General features: G+C 32.9%; 22 protein-coding genes. 6 read left to right on the forward strand and 16 right to left on the reverse strand.

Translation table 11 applies throughout. From position 1 onward, the window contains the following. Positions 1–2: 2 nt before the first annotated feature. Genes infB through K337_RS0108320 form a run of 4 tightly spaced genes read right to left on the reverse strand, consistent with a single transcriptional unit; the run spans position 3 to position 4,260 of the window. Positions 3–2,108: a translation initiation factor IF-2 gene (infB, locus tag K337_RS0108305; protein ID WP_028856188.1), complete on the reverse strand. Its 2,106-nt coding sequence runs from the start codon at positions 2,106–2,108 to the stop codon at positions 3–5. 16 nt (positions 2,109–2,124) lie between these two features. Beyond that, a complete protein-coding gene (locus tag K337_RS0108310; protein ID WP_028856189.1) occupies positions 2,125–2,643 on the reverse strand; it encodes a DUF448 domain-containing protein in 519 nt (172 codons plus the stop codon). Further along, positions 2,636–3,775, reverse strand: a complete 1,140-nt coding sequence (gene nusA, locus K337_RS18065; protein WP_051251680.1) for a transcription termination factor NusA — start codon at positions 3,773–3,775, stop codon at positions 2,636–2,638. The genes K337_RS0108310 and nusA overlap by 8 nt, the downstream gene beginning before the upstream one ends. 20 nt (positions 3,776–3,795) lie before the next feature. Beyond that, the gene (locus K337_RS0108320; protein ID WP_245584874.1) at positions 3,796–4,260 is read right to left on the reverse strand and encodes a ribosome maturation factor RimP; all 465 of its coding nucleotides are present in this window, start codon (positions 4,258–4,260) and stop codon (positions 3,796–3,798) included. Between the two features lie 485 nt (positions 4,261–4,745). Between K337_RS0108320 and K337_RS0108325 the strand changes: the two genes are divergently transcribed. The 6 genes from K337_RS0108325 to K337_RS19840 all read left to right on the forward strand — a co-directional run bounded on the left by K337_RS0108325 (position 4,746) and on the right by K337_RS19840 (position 10,424). Beyond that, positions 4,746–6,308, forward strand: coding sequence for a sodium-dependent transporter (locus tag K337_RS0108325; RefSeq protein WP_028856191.1), 1,563 nt, complete (start codon positions 4,746–4,748; stop codon positions 6,306–6,308). Between the two features lie 38 nt (positions 6,309–6,346). Next, a complete protein-coding gene (locus tag K337_RS19830) occupies positions 6,347–6,448 on the forward strand; it encodes a MetS family NSS transporter small subunit (protein ID WP_156877346.1) in 102 nt (33 codons plus the stop codon). Positions 6,449–6,704: 256 nt separating this feature from the next. Then, positions 6,705–8,270: a sodium-dependent transporter gene (locus K337_RS18070; RefSeq protein WP_051251681.1), complete on the forward strand. Its 1,566-nt coding sequence runs from the start codon at positions 6,705–6,707 to the stop codon at positions 8,268–8,270. Between the two features lie 56 nt (positions 8,271–8,326). After that, on the forward strand, positions 8,327–8,410 hold the full coding sequence (locus K337_RS20480; RefSeq protein WP_425414017.1) for a MetS family NSS transporter small subunit: 84 nt from the start codon (positions 8,327–8,329) through the stop codon (positions 8,408–8,410). A 340-nt stretch (positions 8,411–8,750) separates the two neighbouring features. Next, positions 8,751–10,286 carry a sodium-dependent transporter gene (locus tag K337_RS0108340; RefSeq protein WP_028856192.1) on the forward strand — a complete coding sequence of 512 codons (1,536 nt, stop codon included), beginning with the start codon at positions 8,751–8,753 and terminating at the stop codon, positions 10,284–10,286. 39 nt (positions 10,287–10,325) lie between these two features. Continuing rightward, entirely contained in the window at positions 10,326–10,424 is a 99-nt protein-coding gene (locus tag K337_RS19840) for a MetS family NSS transporter small subunit (RefSeq protein WP_156877347.1), read from the forward strand. Between the two features lie 52 nt (positions 10,425–10,476). Here K337_RS19840 and K337_RS0108350 read toward each other — a convergent pair whose 3' ends face one another. The 12 genes from K337_RS0108350 to K337_RS0108405 all read right to left on the reverse strand — a co-directional run bounded on the left by K337_RS0108350 (position 10,477) and on the right by K337_RS0108405 (position 23,178). Further along, positions 10,477–12,030, reverse strand: a complete 1,554-nt coding sequence (locus K337_RS0108350) for an ABC-F family ATP-binding cassette domain-containing protein (protein ID WP_028856193.1) — start codon at positions 12,028–12,030, stop codon at positions 10,477–10,479. 136 nt (positions 12,031–12,166) lie between these two features. Continuing rightward, the gene (locus tag K337_RS19845; protein WP_156877348.1) at positions 12,167–12,340 is read right to left on the reverse strand and encodes a hypothetical protein; all 174 of its coding nucleotides are present in this window, start codon (positions 12,338–12,340) and stop codon (positions 12,167–12,169) included. A 192-nt stretch (positions 12,341–12,532) separates the two neighbouring features. Further along, the gene (locus K337_RS0108360; protein WP_028856194.1) at positions 12,533–12,751 is read right to left on the reverse strand and encodes a YdbC family protein; all 219 of its coding nucleotides are present in this window, start codon (positions 12,749–12,751) and stop codon (positions 12,533–12,535) included. An 8-nt stretch (positions 12,752–12,759) separates the two neighbouring features. Then, positions 12,760–13,743, reverse strand: a complete 984-nt coding sequence (locus tag K337_RS0108365; RefSeq protein WP_028856195.1) for a Gfo/Idh/MocA family protein — start codon at positions 13,741–13,743, stop codon at positions 12,760–12,762. A gap of 56 nt (positions 13,744–13,799) precedes the next feature. Further along, complete coding sequence (locus K337_RS0108370) at positions 13,800–14,363, reverse strand: chalcone isomerase family protein (RefSeq protein ID WP_028856196.1); 564 nt, start codon at positions 14,361–14,363, stop codon at positions 13,800–13,802. Positions 14,364–14,810: 447 nt separating this feature from the next. Beyond that, complete coding sequence (gene aspS, locus K337_RS0108375) at positions 14,811–16,595, reverse strand: aspartate--tRNA ligase (RefSeq protein WP_245584875.1); 1,785 nt, start codon at positions 16,593–16,595, stop codon at positions 14,811–14,813. A 579-nt stretch (positions 16,596–17,174) separates the two neighbouring features. Further along, on the reverse strand, positions 17,175–18,455 hold the full coding sequence (hisS, locus tag K337_RS0108380) for a histidine--tRNA ligase (RefSeq protein WP_028856198.1): 1,281 nt from the start codon (positions 18,453–18,455) through the stop codon (positions 17,175–17,177). Positions 18,456–18,477: 22 nt separating this feature from the next. Then, complete coding sequence (gene truB, locus K337_RS0108385) at positions 18,478–19,338, reverse strand: tRNA pseudouridine(55) synthase TruB (protein ID WP_028856199.1); 861 nt, start codon at positions 19,336–19,338, stop codon at positions 18,478–18,480. Between the two features lie 282 nt (positions 19,339–19,620). Then, positions 19,621–20,250: a hypothetical protein gene (locus K337_RS0108390; RefSeq protein WP_028856200.1), complete on the reverse strand. Its 630-nt coding sequence runs from the start codon at positions 20,248–20,250 to the stop codon at positions 19,621–19,623. Positions 20,251–20,298: 48 nt separating this feature from the next. Further along, the gene (locus K337_RS0108395) at positions 20,299–20,862 is read right to left on the reverse strand and encodes a nitroreductase family protein (protein WP_028856201.1); all 564 of its coding nucleotides are present in this window, start codon (positions 20,860–20,862) and stop codon (positions 20,299–20,301) included. Positions 20,863–20,892: 30 nt separating this feature from the next. Continuing rightward, complete coding sequence (locus tag K337_RS0108400; RefSeq protein WP_028856202.1) at positions 20,893–21,642, reverse strand: spherulation-specific family 4 protein; 750 nt, start codon at positions 21,640–21,642, stop codon at positions 20,893–20,895. A 207-nt stretch (positions 21,643–21,849) separates the two neighbouring features. Continuing rightward, positions 21,850–23,178, reverse strand: coding sequence for a TldD/PmbA family protein (locus K337_RS0108405; protein WP_028856203.1), 1,329 nt, complete (start codon positions 23,176–23,178; stop codon positions 21,850–21,852).

The raw sequence follows: 23,178 nt of genomic DNA on the forward strand, positions 1-23,178 counted from the left end.
AATTATTTCACATCTTTTAGTGTTCTTTGGATTTCATCGATCTTGTATGCTTCTACAGTATCTCCCTCTTTAATATCATTAAAGTTCTTGATATTTAATCCACATTCTTGACCTACGATAACTTCTTTAGCATCGTCTTGATATCTCTTTAATGAAGCTAATTCTCCATCGTATACCATTACACCATTTCTAAGAATTCTGATCTTTGAATCAGCATAGATCTTTCCATCTTCTACATAACAACCAGCTATGTTTCCAATTTTAGATACTTTAAATACTTTTTTGATCTCGATTCTTCCTAAGTAAACTTCTTTATATTCAGGGTCTAACATTCCTGATAAAGCTTGCTCTATATCTTCTACAATTTGATAGATGATACTAGAAGTTCTGATCTCTACACCAGCTTTTTCTGCATCTCTCATAGCTTTTGTAGTTGGTCTTACGTTAAATCCTAAGATGATTGCATTAGATGCTTCTGCTAGTCTAATGTCACTTTCAGATATTGCTCCAGATGTAGCTTGGATGATATTTACTGCTACTTCTGATGTAGATAATTTATTTAATGATTCCTTAAGAGCTTGTACAGAACCTTTTGAGTCTGCTCTTATAATAAGGTTTAATTCTTTTAAGTTAATATCATCCATATGTTGAGATAAAACTTCTAAAGAGATATGTTTTTTCTTGTTTTGGTCGTTTAATTTTCTATCTTTTTCTACTTCTTCTACGATTCTTCTAGCATGTTGTTCATTTTGAACTACATACATTACATCTCCAGCTTCTGGAACTGTATTGAATCCTATAACTTCAGCTGGTTGAGAAAGTGAAGCAACTTCTGTTTTTTCACCTTTATCGTTAAGTAATGCTCTTACTTTTCCATAAGATTCTCCCGCTACGATTATATCTCCAACTTTAAGAGTTCCTTCCTGTACTAAAACGTCAGCAATTGGTCCTACTTTTGGATCTAATCTAGATTCCATAACTACACCTTTTGCTCTTTTCTTTGGATTACCTTTTAATTCTAACATCTCTGCTGTAATTAATATAGTATCTAAGATTCCTTCTAGGTTTTGTTTGAATTTAGCAGAAATTTCGATGAATTCTACATCTCCACCCCACTCAACTGGTACTAATCCATGTTCCATTAATTCATTTTTAACTCTAGATGGATCTGCTCCGTCTTTATCTATCTTATTTACTGCAATTATGATAGGTACATTAGCTGATTTTGCATGGGCTACAGCTTCTACAGTTTGAGGCATTACACCATCGTCTGCTGCTACTACTAAGATAGCTATATCTGTAACTTGTGCTCCTCTTGCTCTCATTTCTGTAAACGCCTCATGTCCTGGAGTATCTACGAAAGATATTTTTTTACCGTCTTTTACTATTTGGTAAGCACCGATCTTTTGAGTGATTCCACCAGCTTCTCCATCTGCTACATTAGCTTCTCTGATAGCGTCTAATAATGAAGTTTTTCCATGGTCAACATGTCCCATGATAGTTATGATTGGAGCTCTTTCTACAAGGTCAGTTTCTTTATCTCCAACTTCTAAGTTAAATTTATCTCCAAATGCCATCTCTTCTACTTCTTCTTGCTCTACCATAGCATCATAATCATCAGCTAATTCTTCAGCTAAATCCATATCTATAACACTGTTGATAGTTAACATTTGTCCTTTTAAGAATAACTTTTTGATAAGTTCAGAAACATTTATTCCTAATTTCTCAGCGAAGTTACCTAATGTAATTTCACCTCTTATCTTTATTAATTTTACTCCATCTTCTTCGATAACTTCATCTTCTACTTCTTCTGCTTTATTCATAGTAAATTCGTTTCTTTTACCTTTTTTCTTTTTTTCCTTCTTTTCTTTTACTACTTTTTCTTTCTTTTCTTTTACCTTAGTTGTTTTCTTTTTTTTCTTCTTACTTTTTTTATCTGTTTCTTCTGCAGTTCCTTCATTTGAATTGAAGTAAGCCTCTACCTTAATTACTTCGTCTTCATTTAATCCAGAAACGCTCTTTTTTCCCTCTATACCTAATTCGTTTAATATCTCTAAGAATTCTTTACTTGTTTTATCATATTTTTTTGCTATTTCATGTACTCTCATATATTCCTCCTAGTATCTATTCCGTCATACCACGAGCCACCTTTTTACTTTTGATACCTATCAGATTTACTTCAGGTTTATCAAAAATAGCACCTAACTGTGCCTTCGATCCGTAATGAATGAATTTTATATTGTTTTCTCGTGCTAATCTCATAATTCTTTTATCATTTTTTTCACTGATATCTTCAGCAATTATTAAAAAATGTATTCTTTTTATGTCCTCTGTAACCATGTTAATTCCAAAACTTAAAAATTCAGAACGTTTCATAGTTTCTAATAAACTCAAATAATCTTTCTGAGCTCTTTTTACTGTTATAGCCATCTTGTATAAGTCTTCGTTAGACAGGTTTATTTTTCTATTCTTAGACAATCTTTTTATGCACTCATGGGTTTTACATACATATGTACCCCTTGCCTGCATATTTTGATTTTCATCGAATATATATTGACCATCTATCTCTACAATCCTAAAAAGTTCGCTTTTATCTTTTTTTTCTCTGCATACAAGACATGTTCTAGTAGGAGTATTATTCATTTTCTCCCTCAACTGTTTCCTCTATCTTGTTATCTTCTAAAGAAAGCTCTTTAGATAATTTTACTTCTTCTTCAGCAGCCATTACATCTTCAAGAGTTTTAATATCTACTCTCATTCCTGTTAATTTTGCTGCTAACCTTGCATTTTGACCTGCTTTACCGATTGCAAGAGACAGTTGACTCTTTTCTACTATTACTCTTGCTGTTTCTTCATCGTCTAAGATCTCTACAGATTCTACTTTAGCCGGGCTAAGAGCAGCTTTAACGAATTCTTTTTTATCCTTTTTCCATTCGATGATATCTATCTTCTCACCATTAAGTTCAGTAACTATATTCTTGATTCTAAGTCCTCTTTGACCGATACAAGCTCCTACAGTGTCAATATCTTCATTATCTGAGTATACTGCTACTTTAGCTCTAGATCCTGCTTCTCTTACTACTGATTTTAATTCTATTATTCCCTCTTCTATCTCAGGAACTTCTAATTCAAATAATTTTCTTAAGAAATCATCATGTTTTCTAGAAATTATTATCTTAGGATATTTATTTGTCTTTTCAACTTCAGATACATATACCTTAAGTCTATCTCCAACTCTATATAAATCAGCCGGTGATTGTTCTTGTATAGTTAATACCGCTTCTTTCATATCGAATTCAATATGGATGTTTCTTCTTTCATCTATTCTTCTGATAATACCATTTAACATCTCATGCTCATTTTCTTTAAAGTTATCATATAGATGTTGTCTTTCTGCTTCCCTTACTTTTTGGATAACAATCTGTTTTCCATTTTGGATAGCATTTCTCTTGAACTCTTCACAATTTTCTTCGATTTCTACTACGTCACCGATTTTTGATCTTTTCTTTCCAGGTATCATTTGAGCTTCAGATAACTCTATCTCTAACTCATCATCTTGAACACTTGCTACTACTGTTTTAGGAACAAAAATAATTATTTTTGCTTTCTTTTCATCTATTCTTACTGATAAATTATCGTATTCACCATAATTTTTCTTATATGCTGCAAGGATAGCTTGCTCTATTGTCTCTATTAATTCTTCCTTACTAATTCCTTTTTCTTTTTCTAACTCATCTAAAGCTTCTAAGAAAATTTTAAAATCTTTTTTTGTCACTTTTGACCTCCTACTTATCTCTATTTATCTTTAAATTCAAAAACTATATTAGCTTTTTTTATTTCCTCAAAAGGAATTTCTAAAGTTTTTTCCTCAGTATTTAAATAAACTACAGATCCTTCTATTTTTTCCAATTCCCCAGTCCAGTTTCTTGAATCTTCAAGTTTATGCTTTAGTATAACTTTGATTTTTTCCCCAGCAAATCTTACAAAATCCTTCTCTTTTTTGAGTGGTCTCTCTAAACCTGGCGAAGACACCTCTAAGAAAAATTTATCCTCTATCATCTTATCTACATCTTCTGAAATACTATTGCTCACCTTAGCACATTCATCTAAAGTAATTTCACCATCAATTTTTTCAAGATATATTCTTAAAAACCAATAAGCTCCATCTTGAACATATTCCATATCAACCAATTCTAATTCTATGGGTTTTAATACTGGAATTAGTAATTTTTCTACTCTTTCCAATAGTTTTTCATCCACTTTTTTTGCCATATTTTTCACCTCTCTTTTGTAACAAATAGGGAGAGAACCTCTCAGCTCTCTCCCTCCTTTATTATTTATTTTAATTCTTTCCTAGATTTTAACATAAATAACACAAAATAGCAAGATTTCTTATTCTTTTTCTAGGGACAAACAGGCATAAAAAACGCACAAAATTCTTTATTTTTTTTCATTTTAATTTAATTTTCACTCTATTTTTAGCGTTTTTTAACTTTTTTAATATAGTGTGCTTTTTACAGACTTTTTCTACCCTTTCTGCATTATGTGAAAAAATGAATTAGTTTTTTAGTATTGACATATTAAAATTATAGTATATACTTCTAATAAGAAAGTTGTTTATTTTACTATTCTAAAAGGTGTGTCTCAAATTTTAGTATTGACATATTATAAAAATAGTATATAATATAATGATAATTTCAATAAATTTTATTTTATCATTTAAAAAAATTAAGGATGTGATATTTATGAGTAAGGAAGAAAACAGAGGCCAGTGGGGTTCTCGTTCAGGGTTTATTCTTGCCGCTATAGGTTCGGCAATCGGTTTAGGAAACATCTGGAGATTTCCATATGTCGCTGCAAGTAATGGTGGAGGAGCATTTTTAATCCCTTACCTGGTTGCACTATTTACAGCAGGTATACCATTATTAATATTAGAATTTGCCATGGGACACAAGATACGTTCTAGTGCTCCTGGAGTATTTGCAAAGTTAAACAAAAAATATGAAGCTATTGGATGGTTTCAAACACTTATTGCATTTTTTATAACTACATATTATGTTGTTATTATCGCTTGGTCATTCAGTTACCTTTTCTTCGCTTTTACAGGAGCATGGGGAACAGATCCAAAAGCATTTTTATTCGGTGAGTATTTAAAATTAGGAGATGCCCCTAGTACTTTAGGTAACTTAGGTGCCAGTTTAGGAGGATTAAATCTTAAGGTTGCACTCCCACTATTACTAGTATGGGGAGTAAACTACAGTGTTCTTAGAATGGGTGTAAAAAATGGATTGGAAAAAGCAAATAAGATCTTTATGCCACTTTTAATTATGGCGTTATTCGTTATCGTAATCAGAGGAGTTACTCTCCCTGGTGCTATGGATGGTCTGGATTATTTCTTCAGCCCTGATTTTTCTAAATTAACTGACCCACAAGTATGGTTAGCTGCATACGGACAAATCTTTTTCTCACTTAGTATTTGTTTTGCTATCATGTATGCTTATGCGAGTTATTTACCTAAGAAATCAGATATTGTTAACAATGCATTTATGACTGGATTAGGAAACTGTAGTTTCAGTTTAATCTCTGGTATCGGAGTATTCTCTATCTTAGGATTTATGGCTCATACTCAAGGTGTCAGCGTAGCTGAAGTTTCAACTGCTGGTGTAGGACTAGCATTTATTGTATTCCCAGAAGCTATAAATCAATTACCAGGGATGAATGGATTAATCGGTGGAATCTTCTTCGTTACACTTATCTTTGCAGGATTATCATCATCTATGTCTATCATGGAAGCTGTAGTAGCCGCTATCTCTGATAAGTTTAAATTAACTAGAGTACAAGCTTTAAATAGATTTGCACTTACTTCTGGAATCTTATCACTATTAGTTGCGACTAATGGTGGATTATATGTATTAGATATCGTAGACTATGCAACTAATCAATATGGAATTGTTATTGCTGGTATATTAGAATTAGTTATCTTAGGTTGGTTCTTCAACCTTGAGAGTGTTAGAACTTATGTAAATGAATTATCTGATTTCAGAGTTGGAAAATGGTGGATTTGGGCAATCAAAGGAACTTCTGTTCTTCTAGTAATTATCTTAGCTCTTAAGATAAAAGGTGAAATTGCCGCTCCATACGAAGGTTATTCTTGGACTGCATTGGGAGTATACGGATTAGGAGTTATGCTTATCATAACAGCTGGATCATTTATCCTGGCAAAGAGAAAAGGTTCTCAGGAATTTGAAGATAAAATATACAATGAGCCTATGAACAACGAGCTTGAGTTGGATCTAGATTTAGACTAATAGGAACATTATTTAAATAATAATTAGGAGGTATTTATATGAGTACTGGAGCTATCATCGTTGCTGTTTGCAGCATAACTCTTCTTTGGGGTGGATTTGCTACTTGTTTAAGAATAGCAATGAGAGACGAAAATAAATAAAAGTAAGTAAAAACAGAATAAAATGAATTAAAACCTGTAAATTAGACATTAGTGTCAAAGTTTACAGGTTTTTTCTATACTGAAAATAAAAATTAAATAAATTAATTTTTTACCGAACTATCCCCACCTTTTTTCATCTCCTCAAAAGGAATTTTTACGCCTATATTGTATAATTAGTTGTAACAAAAAAAACATAGAAAATCCTTGGCATGAGAACTTCTATTATATTTTATATTAAAAAAAGGATGTGATATTTATGAGTAAGGAAGAAAACAGAGGTGAATGGGGATCCCGTTCAGGGTTTATCCTAGCCGCTATCGGTTCAGCTATCGGATTAGGTAATATCTGGAGATTTCCATATGTAGCTGCTAGTAATGGTGGAGGTGCATTTTTAATACCTTATCTAATTGCACTATTTACAGCAGGTATCCCGCTATTGATCTTAGAATTTGCCATGGGACACAAGATACGTTCTAGTGCTCCTGGAGTTTTTGCAAAATTGAACAAAAAATATGAGGCTATTGGATGGTTTCAAACACTTATTGCATTTTTTATAACTACATATTATGTTGTTATCATCGCCTGGTCATTCAGTTATCTTTTTTATGCTTTTACCGGGGCATGGGGTACAGATCCAAAGGCATTTTTATTTGGTGAATATTTGAAATTAGGAGACGCTCCTAGTACTTTTAGTAACTTAGGTTCAAGTTTAGGTGGGCTAAATCTCAAAGTCGCAACTCCACTACTACTGGTATGGGGTATCAACTATGGTGTTCTTAGAATGGGTGTAAAAGATGGATTAGAAAAAGCAAATAAGATCTTTATGCCACTTTTAATTATGGCTTTATTCGTTATCGTAATCAGAGGAGTTACCCTTCCTGGTGCTATGGATGGTCTGGATTATTTTTTCAGCCCTGATTTTTCTAAATTAACCGATCCGAAAGTATGGTTAGCTGCATACGGACAAATCTTTTTCTCTCTTAGTATTTGTTTCGCTATCATGTACGCTTACGCAAGTTATCTGCCTAAGAAGTCAGATATTGTTAACAATGCCTTCATGACCGGACTAGGAAACTGTAGTTTCAGCTTGATCTCTGGTATCGGAGTATTCTCCATCTTAGGATTTATGGCTCATACTCAAGGTGTTAGTGTAGCTGAAGTCTCAACTGCCGGTGTAGGCTTAGCGTTTATCGTATTCCCGGAAGCGATCAACCAATTACCTGGAATGAATGGCTTGATTGGCGCAATCTTCTTTGTTACACTTATCTTCGCCGGGTTATCATCATCTATGTCTATCATGGAAGCGGTAGTAGCTGCCATATCAGATAAGTTTGATCTAACTAGAGTACAAGCTTTAAATAGATTCGCAATCACTTCTGGAATCTTATCACTATTGGTTGCAACTAATGGCGGGTTATATGTATTAGATATAGTAGACTACGCTACCAATCAATATGGAATAGTTATTGCTGGTATATTAGAATTAATCATCCTAGGATGGTTCTTCAACCTTGAGAGTGTTAGAATTTATGTCAATGAAATATCTGATTTCAGAGTTGGAAGATGGTGGTTTTGGGCAATCAAAGGGACCTCAGTTATTTTGATTATTATCCTGTTACTTAAAGTTAAAGGTGAGATTGCTAGCCCATATGAAGGTTATTCTTGGACTGCACTAGGAGTTTACGGCCTAGGAGTTATGACCATCATCACAGTTGGATCATTTATTATGACAAAGAGAAAAGCTTCTAAAGAATTTGAAAACAAAATATATCACGATCCTATCGGTAGTCACCTTGAACACGCCGATGAAGATGAAAGATAAATAAAGTATTGTTTAGATAATTAATTAGGAGGTATTTATATGAGTACCAGTCTATCATTGTTGCTGTTTGCAGCATAACCCTATTTTGGGGTGGGTTCGCTGTTTGTTTAAAAATAGCAATGAAAAAAGAAAATAAATAAAATCACATAAGAACAAAAAATCTGTAAATTAGACATTAAAAAAGTGTCAAATTTTACAGATTTTTTTTATTTTTAGGATCTTTGATTTTTCCTCAACAATTTTCACTTTCATTACTACAATCATTTTTTAAGGATAAACTATTTTTTAAGCATTTACTTGCTAAAAAAATAGTCTTTATACAAAAACTACATGAGTTCATACCAATAAAATTATACATTTTTACTGTTTTTATGGTCGTATTTAAAAATCAGTATTGACTTATTAAAAAAATAGTATATAATATAACAATAATTTAGTAAATTTTTACTTTATTATTAAAAATTTAAGGATGTGATATTTATGAGTAAAGAAGAAAATAGAGGCCAGTGGGGTTCTCGTTCAGGGTTTATCCTAGCCGCTATAGGTTCAGCAATTGGATTAGGTAATATCTGGAGATTTCCATATGTAGCTGCAAGCAATGGTGGAGGAGCATTTTTAATCCCTTATTTAATTGCACTATTTACAGCAGGTATACCATTATTGATTTTAGAATTTGCTATGGGACATAAGATTCGTTCTAGTGTTCCTGGAGTTTTTGCAAAGTTGAATAGAAAATATGAAGCTCTCGGATGGTTCCAAACACTTATTTCATTTTTTATAGCTACATATTATGTGGTTATTATCGGATGGTCATTCAGTTACCTATTCTTCGCTTTTACAGGTGCATGGGGTACAGATACAAAGGCGTTTTTATTCGGTGACTATTTACAATTAACTGATTCTCCTATGAATCTAGGCGGATTAAACCTTAAAGTCGCAGCTCCAGTACTATTAGTGTGGGGAATCAACTATGGTGTTCTTAGATTAGGTATAAAAAATGGATTGGAAAAAGCCAATAAGATTTTTATGCCCCTTTTAGTTGTTGCATTATTAATTATAGTTGTTAGAGGAGTTACTCTTCCTGGTGCTATGGCTGGATTAGATTATTTCTTTACTCCTGATTTTTCTAAATTAACTGACCCAAAGGTATGGTTAGCTGCATATGGACAGATCTTTTACTCACTTAGCATTTGTTTTTCTATCATTATTGCTTATGCAAGTTACCTGCCTAGAAAATCAGACATCGTTAACAACGCTTTCATGACTGGTTTAGGAAACTGTAGTTTCAGTTTAATCTCTGGTATCGGAGTATTTTCTATCTTAGGATTTATGGCTCAAGCTCAAGGTGTCAGTGTAGCTGAAGTTTCTACTGCCGGTGTAGGATTAGCATTTATCGTATTCCCTGAAGCCATCAATCAGTTACCAGGAATGAATGGATTAATTGGTGGAATCTTCTTTTCTACACTTATCTTTGCAGGATTATCATCATCTATGTCTATCATGGAAGCAGTTGTAGCTGCTATCTCGGATAAGTTTAAATTAACCAGGGTTCAGGCCTTAAATAGATTTACACTTGCTTCGGGGACCTTATCACTATTGGTTGCCACTAACGGCGGACTATATGTATTAGATATCGTAGACTATGCTACCAACCAATACGGAATAGTTATTGCAGGTATCTTAGAATTAGTTATCTTAGGTTGGATTTTCAACCTTGAGAGCGTTAGAGTTTATGTCAATGAATTGTCTGATTTCACAGTTGGAAAATGGTGGGTTTGGGCAATTAAAGGAACTTCATTTATTTTAGTTGTTATGCTGGCACTTAAGATTAAAGGCGAGATTATCAGCCCATATGGTGGTTATTCTTTAACTGCATTGGGAGTTTATGGTCTGGGTGTTATGATAATTATGACAATTGGAGCATTTATTCTGACAAAGAAAAAAGGTTCTCAAGAATTTGAAGATAAAATATACAATGAACCTCTAAACAACGAACTTGAGTTAGAATTAGAATAATAAAGTTATTATTTAAACAATAATTAGGAGGTCATTTATATGAGTAGTAGTGCTATCATCGTTGCTGTTTGCAGCATAACTCTCCTCTGGGGCGGTTTCGCAGTTTGCTTAAAAATAGCAATGAAAGATAAAAAATAAAAAAAGGAAATCCAATTGGATTTCCTTTTTTTATTTCTTTCTATAGTAAAATTTATATAATTTTTGTTGTCCAATCTTCAACGTTCCAAACATCTGTTACTATATCCATATAAAATTCAGGTTCATGACTTACTATAAATACAGTTCCTTTAAACTCTTTTATGGCTCTTTTCAATTCTTCCTTAGCATCTACATCCAAATGATTTGTTGGCTCATCCAATACTAAAAAGTTAATCTCATGATTCATAATCTTACCTAATCTTACCTTTGCATTTTCTCCTCCAGACAGAGCTCTCATCTTTGTCCCGATATGATCTTTAGTCAAACCACATTTAGCTAAAGCAGACCTTACCTCTCCATTAGTTAATGATGGGAACTCATCCCAAAATTCATCTAAAGCAGTCTTTCCACTACTGTCTTCCTCTTGCTTAAAATATCCCACTTCTAAGAACTGACCATGCTCTATCTCACCAGAAATAGGCTTAATCTTTCTCAATATAGTATTTATCAAAGTAGATTTTCCTAATCCATTTACCCCTTTGATTGCAATTTTTTCATTTCTTTCTATAGTAAAATTCAACTTTCTAGTTAATGGGTCATTATACCCTATCACCAGATCTTTTACCGTAATAACTTCTCTTGATGGAGTTCTTGCAGTTTTAAAATAAAATTGCGGTTTTGGTTTATCCCGCTCTAGAGTTATTACATCCATTTTATCTAATTTTTTTTGTCTACTCTTAGCCATGTTAGTAGTTGCTATACGGGCTTTATTACGTGCCACAAAATCTTCTAAATGCGCTATTTCCTTTTGTTGCTTTTTATAAGCCTGCTCTATTTGACGTTTTTTCAATTCATACATCTCTAAAAATTGATGATAACCACCTGTATATCTAGTCAGTTCTGCTTTCTCAATATGATAGATTACATTGGTTACGTCATTTAAAAATGGAATATCATGAGATACCAAGATAAATGCATTTTCATAATTTTGTAAAAAATTCTTCAACCAGATAATATGATTCTCATCCAAAAAGTTAGTAGGCTCATCCAAGATCAAGATCATAGGATTTTCAAGTAAAACTTTAGCAAGTAAAATCTTAGCTCTCTGACCACCAGATAACTCTGCTACATCTTTTTCCAGCCCTATATCCATCAATCCCAATCCGGCTGCATAGGATTCTATTTTTGAATCTAAGTTATAAAATTCTGATCCATCTAAAATACTTTGAATCTCTCCTACCTCTTCTAAGATCATCTCCATCTCAACTTCGTTGCATGTAGCCATCTTTTCATAGAGTTCCATAATTTCTTGTTCTAATTTAAACATAGGAGCAAAGGCTGACTTCAAGACATCTCTGATAGATTTACCCGCCTCCAGACTACTGTACTGATCCAAATATCCTGTGGTAATATGATTACACCACTCTACCCTTCCTTCATCAGGCATAAGTTTCCCCGTTATTATATTTAGGAAAGTTGATTTCCCCTCTCCATTGGCTCCTACTAAACCGACATGTTCTCCCTTCAACAATCTAAAGGAAGCATCCTCTAAAATTGTTCTAGCCCCATATCCGTGGCTTACCCTGCTTACATCTAAAATACTCATAAAATTTTATCTCCTATATATTAATTTTCTCTATATTACGCACTAAAACATTCTCAGACATTTAGAATAATTTTATCACGAATCCAATATAAAATCTAGAGCAGAGGTTCTATACCTTATCCACTCCACCCTCCAATTAGATTATCAAATTAAAAACAACTAACCCCGCTCCTACAGCCACTACAAATACTATACTCAAAAAATATTTATTCCAAAAGATCTCTCTTCCACCTATCAAAAGACCTAAAACACCTATTATTAAACCAATAACTCCTCCAATAACCTCAGCACAAAGATATTTAAAAAACATTTCCCACCCCAAATTTTATTTTATTTCTCTTAATTATAACACAACCTTTAGATTCTAATAAAAAGCAACGTGACGTTGCATCCAGATAGGCACAATTTGCATTTTAATGACACCTCTTGCAGGAACACTTTCCTAGATAATAAAAAAGAACGATAAAATATCGTCCTTTCTATCCTACACTAATTCTATCTTTTATAGATCCATATCATTTAATATTTTCTTTAATTCTACCAATTCTTCCCATGAGAGGGTTATCCCCTTCCCCATCTTTTCATGGGTTTCATCCCATTCCCTAATATCAGCTTTAGCTTTTCTATTATTCCACGAAACCAGATTCAGCTCCTTAGTCCATCCCTTTCTTTCACTTAGTACTCCTAATTTTTCTTCTATCTCAAATTTTATTCCTGCCATCTCTCCTCCTAATTCACTTCTATTTCTAAATTATCATATTTAAACCCTAATTTCTCCTTAACCATATCTATAGTCACATGGAGATTTAGAGATTTTTCATAGGTCATAATTTCATTTTGTCTCTTTCCTTTTAGGAGAGTGTCCACAAAGGACTCCATTTCATAACCTAGCCACTTATCTTCCTTCAACTCAAAACTTCTATCTTCTTCTCCCAATCTCTTCAAAACAAATTTTTCAGCTACAGTCCAGGTATCAGGTATCTCTATCATGCCATCTGTGCCTATTATCTTGGCACTGTTCCCAGAGATAGAATCCATAGTAGCATAAAAACTACCACTAACTCCTCCTTTGTATTCCAAGAGTCCGGTAACACTTCCCTCTACTCCCCACTCATTCTTCCTTGTTTTCACATCTATCTCAGCAGGGATTCCCAATAGATCAGTCAATAAAAATATATTATAGATTCCTATATCATAGAGAGCCCCTCCAGCCTGTTTAGAGTTATGCTTATGCACTTTGGTACTCTTACTCCCAAAAGATGACTCTACATGTACTACATTCCCTATTTGACCATTTTCTATTAGATCTTTCATTTTTTTATAAAGGGGATTAAACCCTACTACCATAGCTTCCATAAACAAAAGATTTTTTTCTTCTGCTAATTTTATTACCTCTTCCAACTCCTCCTTCTTTAATACTGCCGGCTTTTCACACAATACATGCTTTCCCGCATTTAGAGTTTTCATAGTATAAGCAAAGTGGGTCGGGTGCATAGTAGCAATATAAACAGCATCTATATCTTCATCCTTTAACATCTCACCACTGCTTTCATAAGGTTTTTCTATATTGTATTTCTTGGCTATCTCTGCCGTTTTCTCAAAATTTCTAGCACATATCCCAACTACATCTATTTTTTCATTCTTTTGTACTTCATCCAGAAACTGCTGGGCTATTCTTCCAGTCCCAATTATTCCAAAATTTATCTTTTTCATTTTTCCTCCTATTTCTCCAATAAACTTAAGACTTTATAGAATCAGCATTCTTTGATCTAAGATTTCCCCAGCATCTCTGCCTTTAAACCTTTATCTATGGCTCTGTCTCCTAGCCAAATACCGAATAAAGCTTCTTTAAAATCCTGCCCCTCTGTAGTCAAAATATGTTTTCCATTTTTATATGTTTCCACTTTTCCATCTATATAATTAAAAGTGAATACATCTCCGCTTTTAACCTTTCCACCTTCAAATATACCGGTAAAAATTTTAAGTCTATCCTTGATCTGCTCCATCTTTTTAGGTTCTACAGTAGAAAATCCCTCTTCTAGCGCTTCCTTTAACTTAGAACTGGTAATCAATTTAGATATGATATTTAATTCAATGGTCATATTTTTATCCCCTTCTACAATAGCCACAGCATCCATTGTTTTTTCCGGTAAATACAATGACCCCACATAGAGTTTAAAAAATAACTTTTTCCTTATCCCTGCACCATTTAATACCATTTTTTTATCTACAGCAATAAAGTCTTCTTTTACATCTACTCCTGCTATATTGACTGCCATGGCAGAGACACCCATTAAAATTCCAAGTATCACCGTTATCAAACCTCTCCACATATCTTCCTCCTGATTTTTTAAAATTCTTCTAGATAATTATAGCATATAAAGGAGCTCCAAAAAAAGAAGAATTCTGAACCTTCTTCACCACTAATTAAAAACCTTCTAATGCAGAGACACAGAGCTTCACAGAGATCTAGATTAGAGTTCCACAAAGATTTTTTTGCCACAGATTACACACATTTTTAGAAGCAAAACCAGTAAGTATACTAAGATTTTTTTCTTGGTTTAAAAGCGAAGTTTATAGTCGTTATGCTTCAGCCCACTGTTCCTACGATTACGATTGTGACAGAGGTTATTGCTTCGTCTTCCCCATTTAGGGGAAAACATAATTAAGTAGGTGTGAGAAACCTTTAGAACTTCCTTTTATGATTTTTTCTTAAGTAAGGTGATGTCTGATATCTATATATAAAAAAGGAGCAGTTTTCACCACTCCTCATATGTTTATTACTTAGTCGCTTCTTCGTAAGTACTAGTTAGCGATAATTCTTCTAATTGATCTATATCTACATTTCCAGGAGCTTCAGTCAATAGACATTGACCTTTGTTAGTTACTGGGAATGGAATTACGTCTCTTATAGAGTCTTGCTTTAACATTGCCATTAACCATCTGTCCACACCAAATGCTAATCCGCCATGAGGAGGAGCACCATATTTAAATGCTTCTACGAAGAAACCAAATTTTTCATTGATTTCAGCTTCAGTTAATCCTAGTTGTTCAAATACAACTTTTTGTACTTCTCTATCATGGATTCTGATACTTCCTCCACCAATTTCGAAACCATTTAAGATGATATCGTAAGAGTTAGTTCTTACTTTATCCATTTGATCTCCAGCCAAGAACATCTCCATATCTTCTTCTTTGATAGATGTGAATGGGTGATGCTGAGCCTTATATCTTTCTTCCTCTTCACTCCACTCAAACATAGGGAAGTCTACTACCCATAGGAATTTATGACTATCTTTATTGATTAACCCTAATTCATTTCCTAATTTTAATCTAAGTGCTCCTAATCCTCCGTAAACTACTTTTGCTTTATCAGCTAAGATTAATATTACATCTCCTACTTTTGCTCCTGTAGTTTCTAAGATTTGTGCCATCTCTTCTTCTGAGAAGAATTTAGCGATTGGAGAGTTTACTCCCTCTTCAGTTACTTTGATCCAAGCTAAACCTTTAGCTCCGAAATAAGTTTTTGCATAAGTTTCTAAATCTCCTAAAACTTTTCTAGAGAAGTTAGTCGCTTGTCCTGGTGCTACGATAGCATTTACTATTCCACCTGAGTTGGCAGTTCCAGAGAACGCTTTAAACCCACACTCTTTCATTATAGAAGTTAAGTCTTTTAACTCTACTCCAAATCTAACATCAGGTTTGTCAGAACCAAATCTGCTCATAGCCTCATGGTATGGCATTTTTTCGAATGAATAGTTAGCCTCTTCACCAGTTACTCTAGTGAATACTTTCTTACATAATCCTTCTACATATTCCATTACTTCATCCATTGTTACAAATGACATTTCCATGTCTAATTGTAAGAATTCTAATTGTCTGTCTGCTCTTAAATCTTCATCTCTGAAACATTTAGCAATTTGGAAATACTTTTCTACTCCACCAATCATTAATAATTGCTTGAATAATTGTGGTGATTGAGGTAATGCATGGAATTTACCTTTGTTCATTCTACTTGGTACCAAGAAATCTCTAGCTCCTTCAGGAGTTGATTTAGTTAATAGAGGAGTATCTACTTCGATAAATTCACTGTCATCCATAAATCTTCTAATAGCCATCATCATATCATGTCTTTTTCTGATATTATTCATCATAGCAGGTCTTCTTATATCTAAATATCTATATTTTAATCTTAAATTTTCGTTTACATTAGCATCATCTGATATTTCAAATGGTAATACTTCTGCTGAGTTTAATACTTCTATGTTCGTGATGAATACTTCTACATCTCCAGTAGCCATCTTGTCATTTTTAGAAAATCTTTCCTTTACTTCTCCAGTTACTTTGATTACATATTCACTTCTAACTTTAGATATTATTTCTTTCATCTCTTCAGTAGCATCTTGAGGAACTACTATTTGAGTTACTCCCTCTCTATCTCTAAGGTCGATAAAAGTTAATCCTCCTAAGTCTCTCTTAGTTGCTACCCAACCAGATAAAGTTACTACTTCACCGATATTTTCTGCTCTTAATTCTCCCAATTTATGGGTTCTATACATATTCATCTTTACACCTCTATTTATATAAAATATTTTTATTTATTGACACACACTACATGTCTAACTTTAAAACTTTTTTTGTCACGAATTAATAAACTCTCTCAACGCAGAGACACAGTGGTCTCCGAGGTTCGCAGAGTTAAATCTTTTTTTGCCACTAATTTACACTGATTTTAACTAATCTATAAGATCCTACTGTTCCGCACAGAAGTTTTTTTCTTGGTTTAAAACGAAGTTTATAGTCGTTCTACTTCAGCAGTACTTTTTCTACAATGACAATCGTGTTTTACTAAACTAAGACAATTATAAATCTTCTTGAACTTTTATGTCTCGTTTTCTTTCAAGAGAAAAGAGACCCGTATTAAAGATGGAATCTTTAGAACTTTTTTCACAATTTAATTCCCTTGGTTACTTTCTCTTGAAAAAAAGTAACCAAAGTTCAAGACTATATAAAAATTATTATTCCATACTCAATAAAATTATAAAAAATCGAATTGATTGTACATACTCTTGTAAGTCATCGAATATTTTTATAAATTTTATTTTCATATTTCACTTTACATAATTTTTATAATGTCGCTTTTTCTATAGATTAATAAAGTCTTTCTTTACTTCATTATTTTTGTTATTCACTTTTTCTAACAACTCTTCAAACTTTACTACTTCTACATCTCTGCTACTTAATTCTTTCAATCCTAATGTTTTATTAGCTTTTGAATCAACATCTATAATTAGTTCCCTTTTAGCTCCTAATTTAAATGCTTTTTTTCTATGAGCATTGGCAGATTTTGGTGCATATTCAATATAAACTTTTACTCCATTATCTCTTAATTTATTAGCTACTAAGAAAGCATAATCTATATTTTCTTCTCCCATCCAGCTTACATATACATCAGGAGTATTTATGATCTTATCTTCTCCTAACAACATCATCAATCTATCTAGGCCCGATCCAAATCCTACTGCTGGAACTTCCTTATCTCCTAATTGCTTGATTAAGTTATCATATCTTCCGCCACCTAGGACAGTTCCTTGAGATCCTAATTTTTCAGTTATAATTTCAAATACTGTACTTGAGTAGTAATCTAATCCTCTAACTAATCTTGGGTTCTCTATATATTCTACACCAAACATGTCTAAGTATTCTTTTACAGTGTCATAATGCGTCTTCTCTTCAGCGTTCAAGTTATCAGGTAACATTGGAGCGTCTATTGTTAGTTCTTGACACCCTTTATTTTTACAGTCTAAAACTCTAAGAGGGTTAGCTTCATATCTAGTCTGACAGTCAGCACATAGTCCGTCTTTTTTAGGAGTAAGATAATTTACTAAAATATCTCTATATTTTGCTCTTGTTTCATTTCCTCCTACAGAGTTTATGTTAACTTTTAGATCTTCTATCCCTAATTTTTCCATCAGTCTATATCCCATAGATATCACTTCAGCATCTGCCATTGGTGATGCATTTCCTAAGATTTCTACACCTACTTGATAAAACTCTCTATATCTTCCTGCCTGTGGTCTCTCATATCTGAACATATTATTGATATAATAATATTTAGTCAGATCTTCCTTTCCATAGGTCTTATTTTCTAAATACGATCTTACTACTGGAGCTGTTCCTTCCGGTCTTAGAGTGATACTTCTATCTCCACGGTCAGAAAATGTGTACATCTCCTTGTCTACGATATCTGTTCCCTCTCCTATTCCTCTTTTGAATAAGTCTGTAGATTCAAATGTAGGAGTTATCATTCTACCAAAACCGTAATTTTCCAATAACTCTTTTGCTGTATCTTCTATAAAGTTAAATTTTAGAGCTTCTACATCATAGATATCTCTAGTTCCTCTCATTGCTTTTATCAATTTCATTCTTTCACCTCACAAATTTTGTCTAAAATACTTTCCAGCCTTTTAATCTATTATCAATAACTTCTCCTAAACCAACAAATTCTTTATCTACATAAATTCTATATCTGTCATTTGGTTTTTGGCATACTACTGTATTTCCATTTAAAAATAATTTTATTTGTTTTTCATCTTTTAACTCTACTTTTTCAAAATTAAAACTGTCCTCTACACTGGTTACAAAAGAAAAGTCTTCATTTTCTCCCATCTCTTCCATCTGCTCAATGGTAAATCCATCTTCTACCAGGTATTCTCCCACTTGAGTTCTTCTCAGTCCATTCATATGTGCATAGGTTTGAAGTTCTTCTCCCATATCAAATATTAATGATCTGATATAAGTTCCCTTAGATACTTCACAGTAAAGTTTCCCTGTCTGTGTTTCCTCATCAAATTCCATCAACTCTAACTTTGATATTACCACATCTCTGCTTTTTCTTTCAATCACTACCCCTTCACGAGCTAGTTCATAGAGTCTTTTTCCATTTACTTTAAGTGCCGAATACATAGGAGGAACTTGTTTTATCTCTCCTCTAAATTTAGATAATATATTCTTTACATCTTCACTTGTTACTTTAACATCACTTCTATCTATAACTTCCCCTTCAGTATCATAGGTATCTGTTTTTGACCCTAAAATAAAGTCAGCTATATAGGTCTTTTCCTTAGCTTCTATTACATTAGCCAGTTTAGTAGCCCTTCCAAGACAAATTACAAGTACCCCTGTTGCCAGTGGATCTAAAGTCCCAGTATGTCCTATTTTTTTCATATTTAATATTCTTTTTAGTTTTCTAATCACATCAAAGGAAGTATATCCTTTGGGTTTATCTACATTAATTAATCCATTCAATTTTATTCACCCTATATTATTTATTTTCATAACAGTATATCATATTTACTGGCCTTAAACAATCTGAGAAATTCTTATTTACCACTAACCTTCTGCCTTTTTTAAACAACTAATGTAACTAATTATCTCAAATCAAAGTCAAAACCTCTCTATCATGAATTACACCACTCCTAACAAACAGAACTATTTTTATTTTTAAATTCTATTTAACTTGTTTTTCATCCATATATGCTTCAGTATCCGCGCTCTACTTTTTTATTCTATTAATTCTGTTCCTCGGCGTTATTCTTGGTTTAATTTTAACTTTGAAAGGTATTCCTCCACATCATACTTTACCTCTGTCAATCTACTGTTCCCCATTTCAGACTCTATCCCAACGATCCCCAGTCCACGAGCAAAATAGATATAATATTCAGATCCATCTTTTCTATATCTTAATTTCACTGCCTCTATCTCTTTCCCCATCAATTCTATCTTTTCATCTACAGATAAGATCTTATATGTAGATTTGTCATCGTTTATCCAAGAAATACCTTTTTTTATAGGTGATCTGAGTAAGATCAAATTATTGTTTGATTTCTCATCTATATAATTATCTTTTAATTGATCCGTTTCCCCTTCTCTATATACCAACATGTAGCCATCTTTATTTACACGATAAACAGCAGCTCCCATAGTAGCAGTATCCATAGTTTTTTTCTGATAAAATTCACCCTTTATCTTATCTATTATTTCTACACTTCCAGCTCCTTCAAATCCTCCATCAAAGATCTTAACCATAGGTTTATCCGGCATATAATCCCTTACCCCTACTTCCTTTGGTTGCTTTGAGTTTATTACATTAAACATTAAAAATATTACCGATATTAAAATTATTATCCTTATAGCTTTTTTATTTAATTTATGCTTCATAATTTAACCTCCATTTTTTTATTATCAGGATACAACGTCACGCTGCTTTTATTTTATCCTATTATAGCTGCCCTTTCTTGGTTGTGATTTCAATTTTTCCTTAGCTGGATACCCAAGCACTATCCCATGATGCAGAGTATAACCATTCGGTATCTTCAGCAATTTTGCGTACTCTTCATGTTTTTCACCACTACTCTCAAATAGTTTATTGATAAATCCAATCCAGCAGCTCCCGATACCGATACTTTCTGCTGCTAATCCCATATTTTGACTTACAGCTCCTAGATCATCAATTGGTGAAAATCCATTATCACTATAGGAAAGTAATATTAAAACTGGAGCATCATAAAACGCATCATATTTATCGTTATTGGCCCAGCCAAAATAAAGCGGATCTTCTATATTTTTACAGACTTCCTTTGTTTCAAAGTTTATCTTTTTCATTATCTCTTTATTTTCTACTATCGTAAAATGCCAAGGTTGTCTATTGTGTCCACTAGGAGCCCACATACCAGATTCAATTATTTTATTTAACTCCTCCTCTGTGATCATCTCTTTTTTATAGGATCTGGTGGTTCTTCTGTCTTTAATTATTTTTAAAATATCATTCATTATTCGTCCTCCATTATTTCTTACAGTATACTATAAGTCCTTCAAAAGTTTCAATGATATGGTATCCCAATTTTCAGAAGTTAAGTATATATAATTCAAATCATATTTTTTATATAATTTTTTTATTTCTTTTCCATCTATATCTTTAGGAGCTGTATGGAGTAAGATTCCTTTTTTCCCCTTACTTAGATTCATATTATTAAGGTAGTTAGTAGGAGATATAAATTTTTCATAGGTATTCTCAAAAATTATCATAATCACCCCGTCTTTTAAGAATTTTTCATAATCTTCATCTATATATCCTGCATTGGTCACGATAATTTGGTCTTCTATATACTCATAGTAATCCTGATATTTTTTTATCAGCCTTTCACAGTTGCCACTGCAGCTCCCCATCCCTTCATCTAAAAATATCCCGTCTATATTCCATTTATCCCTCCAAAGGTCTATATCTTTCCTTACTTCCCTTTGTCCCCTTTCTCCATAACCCGTAGACACATACCCAATCACTTTCCCACCATTATCTTGTATCCGTTTTATTTTCTCCTCTAACTTTTCAAAATAATATTCATTCTCCTCCCTGCTTATAGGCCCATTATTTGGGTTAACTATTGTTATCACCTTGTTTTTCTTTGAAAATTCAGCTATCCCATCAAAACCAATATCAAATTTCTCTCCTAACGGTATATATGCAGGAATTATATAGCTATACTTTTTAGGTCTCAGCCAAAACATTATTACTATACCAAATATAAAGGCAATTATAAATAAATTTCTCATCCTCTCCTCCTATATTTTTTCTCAAACTTAGATGGCAATCTGTCGATTGTCTCAATAATTTTTTCCATAAAAAAATAGTAGAGATCTCTCCCTACTATCTTTTATATACCCTATAATTCTTTTATTCCTTGCTCTCAATCATTTATATCTGTCTAAATTCACTTTTCACCTATTTCTCCCTTTAATTTTAAAATCACGTAGATATTTTTATTTCCCCGATATACTCAATTCATTTATAAATAGTGATGGTGAACCTACTCCAGAGCCTCCATACTTAAAATCATCCCCAAGGTCATTTACATCCTTTAACAACTCAAAGAAGTTTCCTGCAACGGTTATTAGATTAACAGGTCGGTCTAACTTCCCACCTTTAATTAAAAATCCACCTGCCTGTAAGGAAAAGTCCCCGGTAACCGGGTTTAATCCTGCATGAATTCCCGATAGATCATCTATATAGATCCCATCTTCTACCTTGGCAGTCAACTCCTCCAAGGATAGTTCTCCGTTTTCAATTGAAAAATTAGTTGGTTTAACTGCCACCAATCCTTTAAACCCTCCTTTAAATCCATTCCCTGTACTCTCTACACCATCTTTTTCAGCTGTTTTTCTATTGTGTAGGAACGTCTTTAATACCCCATCTTCTACGACAATTTTATTGGATGAAGCTACTCCCTCGTCATCAAATGCCGTTGAATTAGGACCAAAATCCACTAGCGGTTTATCAACTATAGTAATGTTTTTAGAAAAAATATTGCTTTCCACCTTTCCCTCTAACATAGACAATCCTTTTTGGACATTTTCAGCTGAAAAACTAGAACTCATTACCTCCAATAGATCAGCCGCAACTTCATTCGAAAGGATAGTTTTATACTTGCCAGAATCAGCTTTCTCTGCACCTAATTTATTTGTTGCATTTAAAGCTACCTTTTCAGCAAATTTTTCTACGTCAATACTGTTAATATCATTTGTTAAGATGAAATCTCCACCTGTTGTGACTTCATCACCTTTTTTAGTAGCAGCATAACAATAGACCAAAATAGAATTATCTTTTTTATCTAAATTTAAATTCTTAGAGTTAACTATCACAGTTTCTGTTTCACTCTCAACGAAAACCAACGCCTGAATAGTATCTATATTTTTATAACTCCTTACTTTTTCATCTATTTTTTTTAACAATTCAATCTTAGCGGCAGTTTCTATGTTTTTTATATCTCCATTAAATGTTCTTACTTCTGGGTATTCTTCACTTCCTTCAAAGAGAGAAAACTCCTCATTTGTTTCTATAACCGAAGCATTTAATATTAATTGATCTAATAACTTTACTGCTTTTTCTTCCGATATCTCTTCAGTATACACAGAACCTGCTTTCCCATTATATTTTCCCTTTAATGAAATTCCTGAAACATCCGAAACTTTATATTCTTCTACTGCGGAATCAAATAATTTAATTGAAGTAGAACCGCTTCTAGAAAAATAAACTTCCAACTCCTCTATTTTTTTTTCCTTAGCTATATTAAATAAATTAGTGTAATTCAT

Origin of the sequence: Psychrilyobacter atlanticus DSM 19335 (genome assembly GCF_000426625.1) — a bacterium.
In the GTDB taxonomy this organism is placed as follows: Bacteria; Fusobacteriota; Fusobacteriia; order Fusobacteriales; family Fusobacteriaceae; genus Psychrilyobacter; species Psychrilyobacter atlanticus.